This window comes from Sporosarcina sp. P2, from assembly GCF_002743255.1.
In the GTDB taxonomy this organism is placed as follows: domain Bacteria; phylum Bacillota; class Bacilli; order Bacillales_A; family Planococcaceae; genus Sporosarcina.
This window is the reverse complement of the sequence record NZ_PDYY01000010.1, coordinates 113,457-129,655: the sequence shown is the minus strand read 5'-3', so window position 1 is coordinate 129,655 and position 16,199 is coordinate 113,457. Positions and strand designations below refer to the sequence as shown.

At 40.0% G+C, this 16,199-nt stretch carries 17 protein-coding genes; 9 read left to right on the top strand and 8 right to left on the bottom strand.

All coding sequences use genetic code 11. From position 1 onward, the window contains the following. Window positions 1-36: 36 nt before the first annotated feature. Window positions 37-987, bottom strand: a complete 951-nt coding sequence (locus CSV67_RS11750; RefSeq protein WP_099631776.1) for a YihY/virulence factor BrkB family protein — start codon at window positions 985-987, stop codon at window positions 37-39. 35 nt (window positions 988-1,022) lie between these two features. After that, the gene (locus CSV67_RS11745; protein WP_099631775.1) at window positions 1,023-1,463 is read right to left on the bottom strand and encodes a YtxH domain-containing protein; all 441 of its coding nucleotides are present in this window, start codon (window positions 1,461-1,463) and stop codon (window positions 1,023-1,025) included. A gap of 223 nt (window positions 1,464-1,686) precedes the next feature. On the opposite strand from CSV67_RS11745, the gene CSV67_RS11740 reads away from it, so the two are divergent. Both CSV67_RS11740 and CSV67_RS11735 read left to right on the top strand, forming a co-directional pair. Then, window positions 1,687-3,042 carry an alanine/glycine:cation symporter family protein gene (locus CSV67_RS11740; RefSeq protein ID WP_099631774.1) on the top strand — a complete coding sequence of 452 codons (1,356 nt, stop codon included), beginning with the start codon at window positions 1,687-1,689 and terminating at the stop codon, window positions 3,040-3,042. Between the two features lie 74 nt (window positions 3,043-3,116). Then, window positions 3,117-3,338, top strand: a complete 222-nt coding sequence (locus CSV67_RS11735; protein WP_099631773.1) for a DUF1128 domain-containing protein — start codon at window positions 3,117-3,119, stop codon at window positions 3,336-3,338. Window positions 3,339-3,366: 28 nt separating this feature from the next. Here CSV67_RS11735 and motB read toward each other — a convergent pair whose 3' ends face one another. Together motB and motA are read right to left on the bottom strand one after the other, a co-directional pair. After that, window positions 3,367-4,134 (bottom strand): flagellar motor protein MotB, encoded by a 768-nt coding sequence (gene motB / locus CSV67_RS11730; RefSeq protein ID WP_099631772.1) that lies wholly within the window; start codon window positions 4,132-4,134, stop codon window positions 3,367-3,369. Next, window positions 4,118-4,927, bottom strand: a complete 810-nt coding sequence (gene motA / locus CSV67_RS11725) for a flagellar motor stator protein MotA (protein ID WP_099631771.1) — start codon at window positions 4,925-4,927, stop codon at window positions 4,118-4,120. The genes motB and motA overlap by 17 nt, the downstream gene beginning before the upstream one ends. Window positions 4,928-5,112: 185 nt before the next feature. Between motA and CSV67_RS11720 the strand changes: the two genes are divergently transcribed. The 3 genes from CSV67_RS11720 (at window position 5,113) to CSV67_RS11715 (ending at window position 7,278) form a co-directional block, all read left to right on the top strand. Then, window positions 5,113-6,345: an aminopeptidase gene (locus tag CSV67_RS11720; protein WP_099631770.1), complete on the top strand. Its 1,233-nt coding sequence runs from the start codon at window positions 5,113-5,115 to the stop codon at window positions 6,343-6,345. A 107-nt stretch (window positions 6,346-6,452) separates the two neighbouring features. Then, on the top strand, window positions 6,453-6,593 hold the full coding sequence (locus tag CSV67_RS16825) for a hypothetical protein (RefSeq protein WP_169535197.1): 141 nt from the start codon (window positions 6,453-6,455) through the stop codon (window positions 6,591-6,593). 106 nt (window positions 6,594-6,699) lie between these two features. Then, window positions 6,700-7,278 (top strand): beta-class carbonic anhydrase, encoded by a 579-nt coding sequence (locus CSV67_RS11715; RefSeq protein WP_099631769.1) that lies wholly within the window; start codon window positions 6,700-6,702, stop codon window positions 7,276-7,278. A gap of 345 nt (window positions 7,279-7,623) precedes the next feature. Here CSV67_RS11715 and CSV67_RS11710 read toward each other — a convergent pair whose 3' ends face one another. After that, complete coding sequence (locus CSV67_RS11710; RefSeq protein WP_099631768.1) at window positions 7,624-8,169, bottom strand: GNAT family N-acetyltransferase; 546 nt, start codon at window positions 8,167-8,169, stop codon at window positions 7,624-7,626. 231 nt (window positions 8,170-8,400) lie between these two features. Between CSV67_RS11710 and CSV67_RS11705 the strand changes: the two genes are divergently transcribed. From CSV67_RS11705 to map, 3 genes are all read left to right on the top strand, one after another. Further along, on the top strand, window positions 8,401-9,138 hold the full coding sequence (locus CSV67_RS11705) for a hypothetical protein (protein WP_099631767.1): 738 nt from the start codon (window positions 8,401-8,403) through the stop codon (window positions 9,136-9,138). 101 nt (window positions 9,139-9,239) lie between these two features. Then, entirely contained in the window at window positions 9,240-9,581 is a 342-nt protein-coding gene (locus CSV67_RS11700) for a magnetosome magnetite crystal formation protein family (RefSeq protein WP_099631766.1), read from the top strand. Window positions 9,582-9,675: 94 nt separating this feature from the next. Next, entirely contained in the window at window positions 9,676-10,425 is a 750-nt protein-coding gene (gene map, locus CSV67_RS11695) for a type I methionyl aminopeptidase (protein ID WP_099631765.1), read from the top strand. Window positions 10,426-10,588: 163 nt separating this feature from the next. On the opposite strand, the gene CSV67_RS11690 is transcribed toward map, so the two are convergent. Beyond that, window positions 10,589-11,770, bottom strand: a complete 1,182-nt coding sequence (locus tag CSV67_RS11690) for a DEAD/DEAH box helicase (RefSeq protein ID WP_099631764.1) — start codon at window positions 11,768-11,770, stop codon at window positions 10,589-10,591. Between the two features lie 38 nt (window positions 11,771-11,808). Beyond that, window positions 11,809-12,852: a lipid II:glycine glycyltransferase FemX gene (locus tag CSV67_RS11685; RefSeq protein ID WP_099631763.1), complete on the bottom strand. Its 1,044-nt coding sequence runs from the start codon at window positions 12,850-12,852 to the stop codon at window positions 11,809-11,811. 286 nt (window positions 12,853-13,138) lie between these two features. On the opposite strand from CSV67_RS11685, the gene CSV67_RS11680 reads away from it, so the two are divergent. Beyond that, the gene (locus CSV67_RS11680; RefSeq protein WP_099631762.1) at window positions 13,139-14,872 is read left to right on the top strand and encodes a methyl-accepting chemotaxis protein; all 1,734 of its coding nucleotides are present in this window, start codon (window positions 13,139-13,141) and stop codon (window positions 14,870-14,872) included. 48 nt (window positions 14,873-14,920) lie between these two features. Here the strand turns inward: CSV67_RS11680 and CSV67_RS11675 are convergent, their stop codons facing one another. After that, window positions 14,921-16,135, bottom strand: coding sequence for a carboxylate--amine ligase (locus tag CSV67_RS11675; protein WP_099631761.1), 1,215 nt, complete (start codon window positions 16,133-16,135; stop codon window positions 14,921-14,923). Window positions 16,136-16,199 lie beyond the last annotated feature (64 nt).

Sequence of the window (16,199 nt, the reverse complement as noted above, 5' to 3'; positions counted from 1 at the left end):
TCATACCTTTTGAGGTTTTGTCTCAGCCTCTTTTATTTATCTGGTTTGTTGTTTATATTCTTGACGATTTTTCACGACTGAATTGATTGTACCTCCCAGCAATAAAATGATAGCTGATAAGTATAACCACATGATTAATACGATAATCCCAGCGATACTACCATACGTATTAGTGTAGCTTCCAAAATTACTAATATAGAAAGAGAAGCCTAGTGATGTAACGATCCATCCTATTGTCGCGAAAATAGCTCCAGGAAGTATTCCTTTAAAATGCAACTTTACACTTGGTACTAGCCAATATAGTAATGAGAATACCGCAAAAATCAGCAATGGTGGAATGAGGAATCGTACCAAATTCCATACAGTCAGGAACGTCTCTTCCAATCCTAAGAATGTGAAGATCAAATGCCCGATTGGTTGACCGAATATCGGTAACACTAACGCGACGATTACAGTCATGACTAACATAATCGTAAACACAATCGACAATCCTTTTGAAACGAAAAAGTTTCTATCTTCTTCAACTTCATATGCTTCATTTAATCCTTTTGTTACTGCACCCATGCCTTTAGACGCAGACCAGATTGTAGCCAAAATTCCGATTGATAGTAATCCTCCACTTTTGTTATCCAGTACTTCAGAAAGTGTTCCTTCAATTAGTGAAGCTGTCCCTTCTGGCGCATACTCTCGAATAAATAAGAAGATTTGGCTTTGGTCTAACTGTAAGTACGGCAGTAGTGTAAAAAGAAAGATTAATAGAGGGAATAAAGACAATAGGAAAAAGAAAGCTAACTGCGAACCAGCCGCTGAAATATCCAATTCTTTCATTCGGATAATCAATTGTTTGAAAAATCCGCTCGTAGTTGTCGGATCGAAATCCTCTTCTTCCCCGTCTTTTATATCTTTGATGAATTCTTTCACTTTTTCAGTTTGAGACTCGTCTCCGTTTTCAGCATTTGAAGAAGGGGCACTTTTTTGTCTATCCAACTGATGTGTCCCCCTTTCATTTACTGATTGTATTGTTATTTTTTCTCGAGTGGAATCACGTTTTTTTTTTGGATCATCGGAGGCAATGAAGCATCCCCTTCTGTTGAAACAGAAGATGCAGCTGTAGAATTATCCACGATGATTTGCTCGTACTCTGATTTAGATTCTGTAATTGCTTCCTTTGTATCCGCAAACATTTCTTTCACTTGCGGAGTCAGCGTCTTGATTTCATCGACCTGTGATTTGATGTAATTTACATCACCTTTCACTTGATCAACAAGAGTTTGCACTTTTTCTTTTTTCTGTTGGAACTCATTTTTTACAATATCCGGATTTTCTTTGTAATATAATACTTTTTCATATGATGTTCTGGCTGTCGTCACTGTATGCTGCCGTGTTGCACGGTCCAGCATACTAACTGCAGCTCCAAGTAATGCCCCGCCTAATACATATCTTCCAAATTTACTTGAACCCATACATTTTTCGCCTCCTTATTCACGTTTACGTCTCACTTCATTATACCCATATTGCAACTTGCCAAACAATCTTTGTTACACTTTATTCAAAAAAAGCTTGACGAAACGTTCTATTTTTTAGATTATTAACAATAACATGTAAATAACAGAATCTACTGAAAGGGGTTGGTTCTCGCAATCTTGGGAACGGATACTAACATCATAGAGAAATTGGGGGGATGAAATGGAAAAGATCGAGAATTTCTTGACTACTGCGTCCGATTTAATATGGGGACCGCCACTGCTCATTTTATTAATTGGTACCGGAATTTATTTAACACTACGTTTAACATTTATTCAATTAAGATTACTGCCTTATTCACTGAAGCAAGTTTTTTCAAGGAAGCATGATAAAAAAGCAGATGGTGACATTTCACAGTTCCAGGCTCTAATGACTGCGATGGCCGCCACAGTCGGTGTCGGTAATATCGTCGGCGTTGCATCTGCTGTTGTAGCAGGTGGACCAGGGGCGATTTTCTGGATGTGGCTTGCAGGGTTCTTCGGTATGGCAACAAAGTACAGTGAGGCAATCTTGGCTGTTAAGTACCGCGTCAAAGATTCCAATGGCTTGATGGCTGGTGGACCGATGTACTATCTGGAACATGGTCTAAAGCAAAAATGGCTCGGCGTACTATTTGCGATATTCGGTGCATTGGCCGCGTTCGGAATTGGGAACGGAACACAATCTAAAGCAGTAGCAGACGTAATGAAAAGCACTTTTGATGTGCCACACTATATTACAGGAATTGCATTGGTACTATTCGGTGCACTTGTTATTCTTGGAGGTATCAAATCAATCGGTCGTGTGACGGCATTTTTCGTACCGATCATGGCACTATTCTATTTCTTTGCTGGTGCGATTGTTATGGTATTGAACATTGAACAAGTTCCAGCAGCATTCGGTCTGATTTTCACAGACGCATTCACAGGCCAAGCAATTGCCGGTGGTGCAATCGGTACCGTAATCCGATTCGGTGTCGCGCGAGGACTCTTCTCTAATGAAGCAGGTCTCGGTTCAGCGCCAATTGCAGCTGCTGCTGCACGTACAGATATGCCTGGACGTCAGGCTCTTGTTTCAATGACACAAGTATTATTCGATACGTTAGTCATTTGTTCAATTACAGGTGTCACAATTGTTATGAGTAATAAATGGCAGGATAAATCCATTGATGCTGGTTCTTTGACAGCAGAAGCGTTTGGCTCATTCCTTGGTGGTATCGGGCCGATCTTAGTATCAATAGGACTTGTGTTCTTTGCTACATCTACCATTTTAGGTTGGAGTTATTATGGAGAGAAGTGCTTCCAATATCTCATCCCTAATCGCGCTGCAGTCCTTGCTTATCGAATAATATTCGTAGCATTCATATTTGTAGGGGCGACTGCATCACTTGACCTTGTATGGATTTTAGCAGATGTATTAAATGGCTTAATGGCGATTCCAAACTTAATTGGATTGCTCGGTTTGTCTGGTGTTGTCATTATGGAGACACGACGTTTCAAGAAGAAAATTGACGAAGAACGTGAAGCAGCCCGTAAGTAACACTTCTCAGTGCGGTTGACAGCTTACCGCTTTCATGAAATGATTGTTTTCATTAGAGGAAAGGCGGTAAGAATATGGATTTGTCTTCAAAATCACCTGAGAATGTCTCATACATGATCGAACAGATTAAAGAAAAACTACGCATGGTAAATGTGGATGCGATGAAGCCCGAAAACTTCAGTACAGAGCAATATGAAGATTTGTACTATATGTACAAGACGGTCATGAAACGCGACAACATCACACCGAATGAAATGCAAGCAATTGCGGCCGAACTCGGTTCTTTGCGCAAATAAAAAAGCGACTCCACTTGGAGTCGCTTTTTTATTGCGGTGTGACGGGTGTGCCATCTTTTAAGACCAGTGGCTGAATGAGTACTTCCACTCTTCGGTTTTTACTGCGATTTTCTATCGTATTGTTCGGAACAATTGGCTTATACTCTCCGTATCCTTTCGCACTGAAAAGATTCGGGTCGACTTCATTGTCTGCCACAATGATTTTAAGAAACTCTACAGCACGCATAACGCTTAACTCCCAGTTGGATGAATACTCTGCATTGTTGATAGGAATGTTGTCTGTATGACCTGTGATGACCACCTGGCGAGGCCTATCCAGTGTTAGCAACCGAGAGATATCATTTGCCAGTCTTTTATACTCTGGAGTAATTTTTGCTTCTCCTGATTTAAACAGCACACTGTCACGAATTGTGAGCAATAAGCCTTCACTTGTCATTTCAGTCTCAAACTGGGTCTCTAATTCATTCACAGCAATATACTCGTCCAAATCATCTTGCGTTTCTCCCAAGGATTGCTGATCTTCCATATATGAGGAGTTCTCATCAAGCTCCCCTACTGAGTCGTGTGGAACAGGGGTAGTGGTTGGCGCGCTCTCACTCATGATTCCGCTACCACTTTCAAATATTTCGCTGAATACTTTAGAGACTTCTGCAAATCGTCCCTCATCTACTGAACTCGTAGCAAATAATACGATGAATAATGCTAGTAATAATGTCAAAAGATCGGCGTAAGGTAATAGCCAGGACTCATTAATATGTTCAATTTCGTGCTTCTTTTTCTTACGCTTCTTCGCCAACTTTACCAGCTCCTTCGCTACCATCAATAGCTAGCTTCTTCCGGTCTTCTACAGAAAGATAAGATGCCAATTTTTGTTCGATGACACGCGGTGCTTCCCCTTCCAATACGGAAAGAATTCCTTCAATCACCATTGTCCTCTGACGGACTTCTTCTTTTGATTTTCGTACAAGTTTATTGGAGAACGGATGCCATAAGACGTATCCCGTAAAAATCCCAAGCAATGTCGCAATAAATGCAGCAGAAATCGCGTGACCTAACGCATCGATATTATTCATGTCTTTTAGTGCGGCAATCAGTCCTACAACAGCACCGAGAACCCCCAAAGTAGGAGCATATGTACCGGCTTGCGAGAAGATCAGTGCACCTACTGAATGCCGCTCCTGCATCGCCTCCACCTCTTCACTTAATACATCACGAATATAATCGGCATTCTGACCGTCAATCGCCAAACCCAAACCATTTTTCAAAAACGGATCATCAATTTCATCTGTTTTTGCTTCCAAGGCAAGTAACCCTTCTCGACGAGCAATATCAGCCCAAGAAGAAAATAGACGGATTAATTCTGCATCCGATGCAAGCTTTTGCTGAGTAAAAATAATTTTAAATAATTTAGGTACCTTTTTTAATTCATTCATCGGGAATGCGATGACAACAGCGGCAATCGTTCCTGCTATGATGATTAGAATAGCCGCCGGGTTAAGTAATGCATCGGGCGTTACCCCTTTAAGCGTCATCCCGACGAGGAGAGCTGCAAATCCTAATACTAAACCTACAATTGTGGATAAATCCATGTATAAAGCCTCCAAATACTACATTCTTCTTATTATTTCGGTTGATTTCTGATGTTGTTTAGGGAAAACTGTCGACTATTCTTAGGGAGTTAAGAGTATTTCATCCTATCCCGATTGCATTATCGTTGCGAACTGTGAACTTCACTTGTTAGAATTGTCACATTACGTAAAAAGGAGATGTCATGATGAATCAATTTCAAAATCAACTTTCCAATTATGCCGACTTAGCTGTAAAGGTGGGTGTAAATATTCAACAAGACCAATATCTATTCATCAGCGCTTCTACTGAAAATACTTCATTTGTTCGATTGATCGTTGAAAAAGCTTATGATGCAGGAGCACGACAAGTCTTCGTAGACTGGATCGATGATGTCGTCACACGTCTACGTTATGAAAAAGCACCAGCGGATTCGTTTTCTGAGTTCCCTACGTGGAAACAGATGGAGCGTGAACAGCTAGCTGAAAAAGGCGCTGCTTTCATGTCAATCGTATCGCAAGACCCTGACTTATTAAATGGTATCGAATCCAGTAGAATTCGCGATAATCAGAAAGCCTCCAGCACTGCGCTTAGCAAGTTCCGCCAAGCTATGCAGGCAGATAAATTCAGTTGGACAGTAATTGCTGCACCTTCGACAGCATGGGCAGCTAAAATTTTCCCTGAACTACCTACGGAAGAACAAGTACCCGCTCTATGGGATTCTATTTTACGTGCTGTAAGGGCTGATCAGCCAGATCCAGTGCAGGCATGGAAAAAGCACAATGAAAACTTGCATGAAAAAGTAGATTATTTGAATGGTAAACATTACCGTAAACTTCATTATACAGCTCCAGGCACCGACTTAACAATAGAATTACCGGAAAAGCACTTATGGTGTGGGGCCGGTAGTGTCAATCAGGCAGGGCATGAGTTCATGGCCAATATGCCAACTGAGGAAGTCTTTACGGCACCGTTGAAAACTGGAGTGAATGGTTCTGTTACTAGCACTAAACCACTTAGCTATGCAGGAACAATTATCGAGGACTTCACGCTTCAATTTAAAGATGGCAAAATCACAAACGTTACAGCTACTCAAGGCGAGGAAATTCTGAAACAACTTGTCGATACTGATGAAGGCTCACATTTCCTTGGCGAAGTAGCACTAGTTCCGCATGACTCACCTATTTCTAATTCGAATGTGTTATTCTATAATACATTATTTGATGAAAACGCTTCGAATCATTTGGCCATTGGAAGTGCCTACGCATTTTGCCTAGACGGCGGGAAAGAAATGGAATCCGAACAACTACAGGCTAATGGATTGAATCAAAGCTTAACACATGTCGACTTCATGATTGGATCTGAAAAGATGGATATTGATGGAATACTAGAAGACGGAACAGTAGAGCCTATTTTCCGTAACGGTAATTGGGCATTCTAAAATCCGTCACTTTTCATCCGAAGTTTACAGAAGCTCTTAATATTTTCTTGAAAATCATGTATAATAGATAAGAGAACATAATACATTTCAGAAAGAGGGGCTTTCAAATGGCTTTAATGTATACAACAGTTATCGGTTACATGGTTGTTCTTGGACTTGCATCCTTGTTTACGATGCACTTCTTATCTGGATCAATGGATTCAAACGACTCCATTACTATTGATCCGAAACCAGAAGGCAGAAACTAATTTTTCAATTCCAGTTTTAATGGAAGTGGATTTCATGATTAGAGTTGCCTAAAATGGCGACTCTTTTCTTTTACATACTATAAACAGTACGGAGGAGATTAAAGCAATGACATCATTATCCGAAATCATGATTTATAACAAAGGCTTCGTTGAGGAAAAAAAGTATGAGGAATTTTCCACTACGAAATTTCCTAATAAACGGATTGTCATCCTTACATGTATGGATACCAGATTAATCGAGCTTCTCCCTAAAGCAATGAACTTGAAGAATGGCGACGCTAAAATCATTAAAAGTGCTGGCGCGATTATTACATCACCTTTCGGCGGTTTGATGCGAAGTATATTAGTTGCCGTTTATGAATTACAAGCAGATGAAATATACGTGATCGGTCATCATGATTGCGGCATGAGCTCTATCAACACGGATCACATTATAGGAAACATGATTGACCGCGGTGTTGATCCGAACATGTTCAAAACATTGAAGTATTCCGGTATCGAGATGGAAAAATGGTTGCACGGTTTCAGCGATGTGACAGAGAGCGTGAAAAAGAGTGTGGACGCGATCCGCAACCACCCTCTCATCCCAACCGACGTAAATGTTCATGGTCTTGTAATCGACCCTGCTAACGGCAAGCTGGACGTTATTGAAGATGGTTACGAAGCACAAGAATTGTCTCAGTAAAATAGCTTTTAGAAAAACCGGTCTCTTCTACACGAAGGGCCGGTTTTGTTTGTTGATGGAGAAGTGGACTTTAGGAGCTTTAGAGTGGTTCCGGGTCGACTGTGAGCGCTCGTGGCGAGGGTATGAGCGGTTTCCAGGTGACATAGAGCAGTTGACTGGTTAGATAGAGCAGGTACCCGTTTGATAGAGCGGATAGTCATGAACTAAGAGCGCTTACACCAAACGTTGAGCGTAACACGTCCACACCGCCATCAAACCTCAAAAATCAAGAAAAACCAGCATCTTCTATTCGAAGAGCCGGCTTTTCCATATAATCATCCACTTTTCCAAAAGGGTCTTACCCTTTCAATAATCCCCTTCCACAATGGCATACATATAATGATCTTCCCACACACCATTAATGAACAGCAATTGACGCAATAATCCTTCACGCTGGAATTGTGCTTTTTCCAATACTTTCACTGAACCTACATTACGAGGTGATACATATGCTTCCACCCTATGCAGATTCACTTTTTCAAACGCAAATTGATTAATGAGTGAGACTGCTTCAGTACCAATACCTCTTCCAGTTTGCCGCTGATCAATGGAATACCCCACAAAACCACTGGAAAACGGTAACCGTTTAATACTATACAATGAAATTTGGCCAATGATCATACTTGTTTCCGAATCAAAAATTCCGAAGTTGTATTCTCGTCGGTCACGCATTTGATAAAGAGATTCCCGAATTTTATCTCGTTGCATTGCTACCGTGTAGTACGTATTATCATGTCTTGGTTCAAATTCTGTCCAGTATTCCTTATTGGCAATAAGTAGCTGGGTGAATTGGTACGCGTCATCTTCCGTGAGTATTCGTAGGTAGCATTGCTCCCCTTCGAGTAAAATCATTTGTCCTCATCCTTTTCGAAGCATTCTGTTCTTATCTTCTACTTTATCCAATCGGTGCGAATGAAATGAAGAATCAGTTCTAGTTATCTGAATTCATTAGTTCTTATTATAGATTTTTTACATGTACAAGACAATAGAATGCCACATTTTCTCATTTGTAAAGGAATATTCATACTTTCCGACTCCATCGATCCGTAATCTCTGTATACTATTGTTCAGGAGGATTTTATCATGCTAAGAATTATTTTGATGGTACTCTCGCTACTCATCATGATTGGAACTCATATCGCTGCAAATTTAATCCCACTTAACGGACTGACTACTTGGGAAATTGCTAATCGGGTACCGGTTCTATTCATGCCTGCAGAGTACGTTTTTTCAATTTGGATAGTGCTAGATTTGTTACTTGTCTGTTGGCTATACATGTTTTCCAAAACAGTAGCTAGACTTTCATCATCTGTCGCCAATTTACGTGCAATCTCGTTCTCGGTCAGCTGTTTTTTAAATATCGCATGGCTATTATTATGGCATTATAGTTATTATTATTGGGCCATCGTCAGCGTAATTGCTTTATTAATTTGTTTACTCGTGTTGTATTTCAGTTATGCAAAAATAGAGGGAACGAATCGCGAACGACTTCCGATCTCGGCTTACATGGCATGGATCTTCATCGCTGTTATCGCGAATTCTAACTATGCTTTCAAATTCCACGATTGGACAGGATGGGGTTTGAGTGATCCACTATGGACAGTATTGTTCTTGACTCTCACTACAGCGATTGCCCTACATTTTATGTATCACTACCATGACTCTATGTTTAATTTAATTATCATTTGGTCTTTCATCGGTATTGCAATAAAAAATGGAACCGATGAACTATTTGTTTCAACAGCCGCTTTATTTCTTTCCGCGGTAATTGGTTTTATACTATTTATGGGTCAGCGTTTTTCAAAGCCCAAACAATTATAACACGGTGCCAATTAGGCAGCCGTGTTTTTTTCGTGATTATACCGTAAACTAGGGTATAGGTTAGAGTGTGGACTATCATGCTAAAGAGTGGAGGTTACGCTATGTCAAATTCAAAGTTATTGTCGTCACTTAGTTATTTTAGTGTCTTTTTCGCCCCCCTTCTACTGCCAATCATCATTTATTTCGTTGCGGATGAATTCGAAGTTCGCCGTCATGCAAAAAAGGCACTCGTTTCACATATCATCCCTATGGTATTACTAATTGCTGGCTTCATTATTATGTCCTTTTCGATTTTTTCCTTTAATTCCGATAGCTTGACAAATGCAAACAGCAATATGATGTTCTGGGGATTCATTCCTGTGTTATTCATCACTTTATATAGTTTATTGTTTGTAATCGTCTTGATTTGGAATGTCTATCAAGGTGTAAAAGTCCTGAAGTAAGGAATGGAATGAACAAGCTAATCATTAAAAAAACAATAATAAAGTATGATATAGTAGAATTGAATAAATTGTACGGAAGAAGGGACTTGTGAACATGATTGTAAAAAATGATGAAGAATTAGAGGGGTTACGGGCAATAGGTAAAATTGTTGCAGAAATCCGTGAAACGTTGAAAGAAGCTACGGTACCTGGCATCACAACGAAAGAACTTGATGATATGGCAGGTCGTCTGTTCGCTGAAAAAGGTGCGGTTTCTGCTCCTATCGACCAGTATGACTTCCCTGGCTATACATGTATCAGCGTCAACCATCAAGTAGCGCATGGCATTCCAGGAAGCTACGAGATCCAAGACGGTGATCTTGTGAATATAGATGTTTCCGGATCAGCTGGCGGCTATTTTGCAGATACGGGTATTTCATTCGTGGCAGGTACACCTGACGAGCAAAAACAGAAGTTATGCGATGTAGCAAAATCAGCTTTGGACCGCGCATTATTGAAAGTAAAAGCAGGTTCTAGTTTGAATCAAATCGGTAAAGCCGTGGAGCGCGAGGCGAAAGATCATGGCTTACATGTGATTAAAAATTTAACCGGTCACGGAATTGGTACGTCTCTTCACGAAGAGCCTCAGCATGTTCTGAATTATTATGATCCTTGGGATAAAACATTATTGAAGGATGGTATGGTTCTGGCAGTGGAGCCATTCGTTTCGCAGGCGGCTGAGCATGTGATTGAATTGGATGACGGTTGGACATTTGTTACGCCTGATAAGTCATTAGTTGCCCAAATTGAGCATACGATTGTCGTGACGAAAGATCAGCCTATAATTTTGACTCAACTTGATTGATAGTGGAAATGAGTGTGTGCGGACGGTTCCGTGCACACTCATTTTTATGTTACAAAGTTTTGGTTAATAGATATAGTAGTAAAAAGAAAAGACTGAAGAAAAGCCTCCTCATACCCCGGCAGTCTTCAGTCTTTGCATATCATCGTTTGGATGTTTCGTTTTATTATTTCTTTTTCTTAACTTTCGGCTTTGATTTCTTTGGTGCCGCTTTTTTCATTTCTTCCACTGTCTTGGAGTTTCCTTCGATCAGTTGTCCGTTGTACCAAACTTTTTGAACGGTTTTGATGCCTTTGGAAACTTTACGGTAGTCGCGTTCTTCCGAGTAAGATAGGAGTGTTAGGACTTCTCCGTCTGCTCCTGCACGGCCCGTTCTTCCTGATCTGTGCACGTATTGCTCGGCCGTGTGCGGTACGTCGACATGGATGACGTGTGTCAACCCTTCGATGTCCAATCCTCGCGCTGCTAAGTCTGTTGCAATCAGTATGCGAATAGTACCTTTTCTGAAGTCTTCTAACGTTTTCTGGCGATCTAGTTTCTTCATATCAGAGTAAAGGACTGCAATTGGTGCATCATTGTAAAGTAGTTTTAGCTCTTTCATGCGCAATTGATCTACATTATTCATGAATGTTAATGCGCGCACGCCTGATATTGCAGAGATTCCTCGAAGTACATCGGTCTTTTTGCGTTCATCCACTTTTACATAGGAATGAATTACTTGACCACTATTTGGAATCTCATCCGCATTGACTTGTAAACGAATTGGATCCTTCATCATTTGCTTAGCAACCAGTTCGATTTCATCTGTAATTGTAGCGGACACAACGGCCAACTGACGTTCAGGATTCGCTGCTTCAATCAAGCTTTTCACCAGTACTCGATATTCGCGCGACAAAAGTTGATCTCCTTCATCAATAACCAAGTATTTTATATCATACATTTTCAGCTTTCTTTCTCTTACTAGTTCATTTAATCTGCCTGGTGTACCGACTACAATTGTCGGTTTTTTCTTCAGCCTTTCGACTTGACGTTGCATGTTTGCACCACCAATCAGCTGTGTTACGGTAACTGGAGTACCTTCCACCAACTCGCGTATCACATTGACGATCTGCATGGACAGCTCTTGTGATGGTGTGATGATTAACGCTTGTGTCTTCGGTAGATTCCCATCAACCATTTGAATCACAGGTAATGTATAGGCAAGTGTTTTACCTGTCCCTGTTGGTGATTCCGCTACTATATCTTTACCAGACAACATCTCGGGTATCATTTGAGACTGAATCGGCATAGGTTGTTTAAATTTCCATTTTGTGCGTAAAGATTCATTCAGCTCATCTAAAAAATTCATTCGGTTCACTCTTTTCTATAGTTGAGGATTTCAACCGGTTATTTTTTTTGAAGCTTCTTTTTCAACTTCTGAATTTTAGGCACTACTTTTACAAATAGGTTATAAATGAACGGTTTGTATACTTTATCGATTTCACCGATAAATTCTGTCACTCCGTCCACCTGACAAAAACTGTTTTTAAAATTATATAAGCCATCCTGCTCACTGTCGAGTACAAATACCCCACCAAGATCATACTGTTCCGCTCCGATTTCCAATCCCCACTTCATCATTTCATAGTTCATAAGATAACTTGGATTTAGATTGCGCTTCGTGTTGGAACTGCCCGCATATAAGTAATACAACTTCCCATTATAATTAATAGTTATAGCACCAGCTAAATAGTCGTCTTCGTGCTTTGCTATATAAATGCGTAAATCATCGAATGCTTCTCGCATTTTGACGAAATAATCATATGATCGAATGGAGATCTGATTACGAACAGACATTTCTTCATGAATTTCAAAGAACTTCTTTAAATATTCATCACTGCGTGAATAGGAAATCTCCACACCTTTACGTGCAGAGCTTCGGATTTTACTTCTCGTTCTGCTACGGAACTTAAGCATTAAAGAATCTTCATCTTCGTCAGTCAATTTAACAATCATATTATAACGGGGCTGTATTAAATCTTCTTTACCCGCGCCTTCGTTGCGTACTATGTAACCCGCATCACGGTATAGCTTGTCCAATTCATCTGTATAAAGTTGTTCTGGGTCCATTTTTAATGCAAAGGCTTTATGTTTTTTTACAAGCACCTCTGCCTCTTGAATCAATTCTGCAACCAACTTCTGATTATGTAAATCGCAAATAGGTCCACGTGGTGCATATAGTAAGGAAAATCCGCCTGGCACTTTCCGTATCAATAAGGACATAGCGGCTACAATTTCTCCGTCCCGTTCTACATATACTTGCTCATTACCCCAGTCGTCTTTCACATTTGCCCAATTGGGATCTTGTGTAATTGAACGAAATGGAGAATTTCTCATAAACGTTTCATACCTTTTTACATCTTCCGCATTGCTTTTATCTAAAATCGGCACTGCTCGAACACTCCTTACATTACTATGACTCCGTACAATTTCCGTTTTAATCGTTTGAAAATCTTAAAGAACCGCACAGCCACAGCTCTATTAAGTGTAGCCTACTGTATTTTTCAAGTCAAGAATCGAAGAGTAGTTACCTGTCATTTACCAACGGAGTTTGGAAATTAAGTAATAAATTACTATTAATTGAGACAAGCTATTCCGTTATTAATTAGAATAGCCTATACTATAAAAAGGGGAGAAAGGTTTCATATAGCAAACATGCAAAAGGGGGCATTACATATTGAAAGGTTCAGTACGTAACAAGTTGATAGCGCTTGCAGCACTAGTTATTTTAATTCCATTATTAGCTGTTGGTATTGTCAATTACTTCGTAGCAAAGCAAGAACTTGAATCTGTTGGAGAAATGGGATTACAAAACGGGACGTATGCGATCCTAGACTTGATCGACGAGCTCAATGTTCAAGTAGAGAACGGTACAATAAGTTTAGAGGACGCCCAAAAACGAGCTAAAGACAAAATCATGGGACCTATGGCCACTGACGGTACTCGATCTTTAGAAAACCCAGCGAAATACGGGGAGAACTTCTACTTTTACGTAGTGGATGAGGAAGGCACTTTGCTCGTACATCCACAGAAAGAAGGAGAAAGTCTCTATGAAGCCAAAACAAAAGATGGTCGTTACTTTATTCGAGAGGTAATCTCAGAAGCTAAAAGCGGAGGTGGTTATGTACAGTATGACTGGCCGTTGCCAAGTAACCTGAATGTTGAAGCGCCAAAAATCACGTACAGCCTACAAGATCCAAATTGGGGATGGATTATAGTGGCAGGAACCTACCTAGTAGACTTTAATGCTGGAGCGAAAAATGTTTTATGGTATACCTTACTATCAGTTATTATTTCTGTCGTGGTGGGTGTTACTTTATTCTCAATTTTCTCAGGACGTCTAACATCCTATATTAAGAATATCCGCCACATTACGGCTGAAATTGCGCAAGGTAAATTATCCGGAGAAGACATTCCGATCCGTTCGCGTGATGAGCTCGGTCATTTAGCTGAAAATGTTAATACAATGAAAAATAATCTGAATGAGATGGTCGGTCATACAAGACTTTCTTCAGACCGTATGAGAACCTCTTCCGAAACACTTAGCGCAATCACGGAAGAAGCGACTGCATCGGCTGACGAAATTCATAGCGCTATTTCTGAAGTATCTTCAGGATCAGTTGTGCAATCCGAAGAAGCAGATATCGCGATTACAAAAGTTAGTCAATTATCCACATTGATTTCCAATGCATCAGAGCAATATGAAAACGTTGTGAAAGAAATGCATAGCATGAACACTCTACAAAGTTCAGGTATGCAAAAGGCAGAGACTTTGGAAGAAAACTCTCAGAATTTCAACATCGTCATTAACGACTTACAAGGTAACTTCTCACAACTTGTATCTAGAATGAATGAAATACAAGCAATTGTCCAAACGATTTCCTCGATCTCAGAGCAAACGAACTTACTAGCATTAAACGCTAGTATTGAAGCCGCTCGCGCAGGAGAACATGGAAAAGGATTCGCTGTAGTAGCCAATGAAGTACGTCATTTATCTGAAGACACAAACGAGGCAACTGCGAGAGTTCGCGACCTGCTCGTGCATATTCGGAAAGATACGACGACTGCCGAGAACCAAATGAAACACACATTAGATTTGACAAGTCATCAAGAAGGTACGATTCTGGAAACTAAAAATGCTTTCGAACAACTATCCGATTCCATTCTCAACATCACATCGCTGTTGAAGACTATGGAAAATGATATGAATAGTATGGATGAAAATCGACAACACGTTGTTCAAGCAATTGATCAAATTGCAGCTGTCGCAACTGAATCAGCTGCTGCTACCGAACAAGTCAATGCATCCATCGATGAACAAAAAGCTGCAATCAGCACGATTATGCACGCTTCCCTTGATCTTCATACAGAAGCGGAGAATATGCACGACCTTGTTGATCGATTTAGCTAATTAGTTAAGTGAAGTAAAACATCCCTGCGCGTAGGCAGGGATGTTTTATTATTCAACAGCATTTTTATATTTCTTGTAATAGTTGATTTGGCGCATCAGTAAATACAATTTACGCTTCATATGTTTATCTTTACTATAGAATAAAGGATTACCATACTTTCCTGCTTTGATAAGTGACCGAATCTCTTTTTCCATAGGCGGATTATCGACAAACTTTTTTAATACTGCTTTCGGTACGACAGTGAATAGGAAATGATCATCTAGATATGTGAGGGGTTTTTCTTTCCCGTATACTAAGTCATCGACTAAATACTTCGCCATATTTTCACCGCATTGCGTAATATAATAACTTGAACGCCCTTGACGGATATTCACTTCAAACGCTTTAAATTTGCCATCGCGTTCATCGTATTTCAAATCGAAGTTCCCATAACCGACATAGCCAATCGCTTCAAGGAAGTTAGCTAATTTCGTCATAATTTCTTCATCATACCGCGTAATCAATGCTGTATAGTTTCCGATCGCCGTCATCGCACGTTCTTGTAATACCACCTGGGCCAATGTGATTAACTGCGCTTTACCATGCTGATCAGCGTAATATACAGCATCCCACATATACGTATCATCGCCTGGAATGAAATCTTGGATAATCAGATCTTCTGTGTATCCACTGGCTTTTACCATTTGGATAATACGATTGATTTCCTCATATGTATCGACTTTATAGATCTTCTGCAACCCTTCAAACGGATGGCGATAGTATTGAACACCATCGCTAGGCTTGATGATGACCGGGAACAGGACTTCCTCTGTAAATGGTTCATCAGATACACATGAATGGAAGTATGTAGAGGGTGTATCTATTCCATGCTCCGCGCATAATTCATAGAAATTTTTCTTAATATAGACGGCATTCATAATTTCTTCATCGATATAATTGAACAAGAAATCTTCTTGCAAAGCTTCTCGCTGCTCTATAATTAAACGGACATATAAATCGTCTGTTCCGACAAGTACTAATTTCTGATCAGCCGTGCGATACTTTTTAGCAATTTCACGTAAAAACTGGACGAATACTTTAGGATCATGCAAACCTGGATGTAATTCTTGGATATCTGTAATCGTACTATAGCTTGTGAAAGGCAATGATTCTCTACCTACAATTACAGGTTTAATGCCATATTCTTCATGAAATGAAATCGCCATATTATAGGCGTTAATGTTAGTTCCGACAATAATCGGGATAAAAGAATGCTTACTCATATATTCCTCCAACAGACGTTTTTCCATTTAGTGTAGTTGTACCGAATTCGTAAGTCAAGAAAGG

What these genes read in the sequence shown, in the direction of transcription:
- CSV67_RS11705 (WP_099631767.1), top strand. Translation starts at nt 8,401, where the DNA reads ATGCTAAGAATTATTTTGATGGTACTCTCGCTACTCATCATGATTGGA.
- CSV67_RS11740 (WP_099631774.1), top strand. Translation starts at nt 1,687, where the DNA reads ATGGAAAAGATCGAGAATTTCTTGACTACTGCGTCCGATTTAATATGG.
- motA (WP_099631771.1), bottom strand. Translation starts at nt 4,927, where the DNA reads ATGGATTTATCCACAATTGTAGGTTTAGTATTAGGATTTGCAGCTCTC.
- CSV67_RS11745 (WP_099631775.1), bottom strand. Translation starts at nt 1,463, where the DNA reads ATGGGTTCAAGTAAATTTGGAAGATATGTATTAGGCGGGGCATTACTT.
- CSV67_RS11675 (WP_099631761.1), bottom strand. Translation starts at nt 16,135, where the DNA reads ATGAGTAAGCATTCTTTTATCCCGATTATTGTCGGAACTAACATTAAC.
- map (WP_099631765.1), top strand. Translation starts at nt 9,676, where the DNA reads ATGATTGTAAAAAATGATGAAGAATTAGAGGGGTTACGGGCAATAGGT.
- CSV67_RS11735 (WP_099631773.1), top strand. Translation starts at nt 3,117, where the DNA reads ATGGATTTGTCTTCAAAATCACCTGAGAATGTCTCATACATGATCGAA.
- CSV67_RS11715 (WP_099631769.1), top strand. Translation starts at nt 6,700, where the DNA reads ATGACATCATTATCCGAAATCATGATTTATAACAAAGGCTTCGTTGAG.
- CSV67_RS11710 (WP_099631768.1), bottom strand. Translation starts at nt 8,169, where the DNA reads ATGATTTTACTCGAAGGGGAGCAATGCTACCTACGAATACTCACGGAA.
- CSV67_RS16825 (WP_169535197.1), top strand. Translation starts at nt 6,453, where the DNA reads ATGGCTTTAATGTATACAACAGTTATCGGTTACATGGTTGTTCTTGGA.
- CSV67_RS11720 (WP_099631770.1), top strand. Translation starts at nt 5,113, where the DNA reads ATGAATCAATTTCAAAATCAACTTTCCAATTATGCCGACTTAGCTGTA.
- CSV67_RS11700 (WP_099631766.1), top strand. Translation starts at nt 9,240, where the DNA reads ATGTCAAATTCAAAGTTATTGTCGTCACTTAGTTATTTTAGTGTCTTT.
- CSV67_RS11690 (WP_099631764.1), bottom strand. Translation starts at nt 11,770, where the DNA reads ATGAATTTTTTAGATGAGCTGAATGAATCTTTACGCACAAAATGGAAA.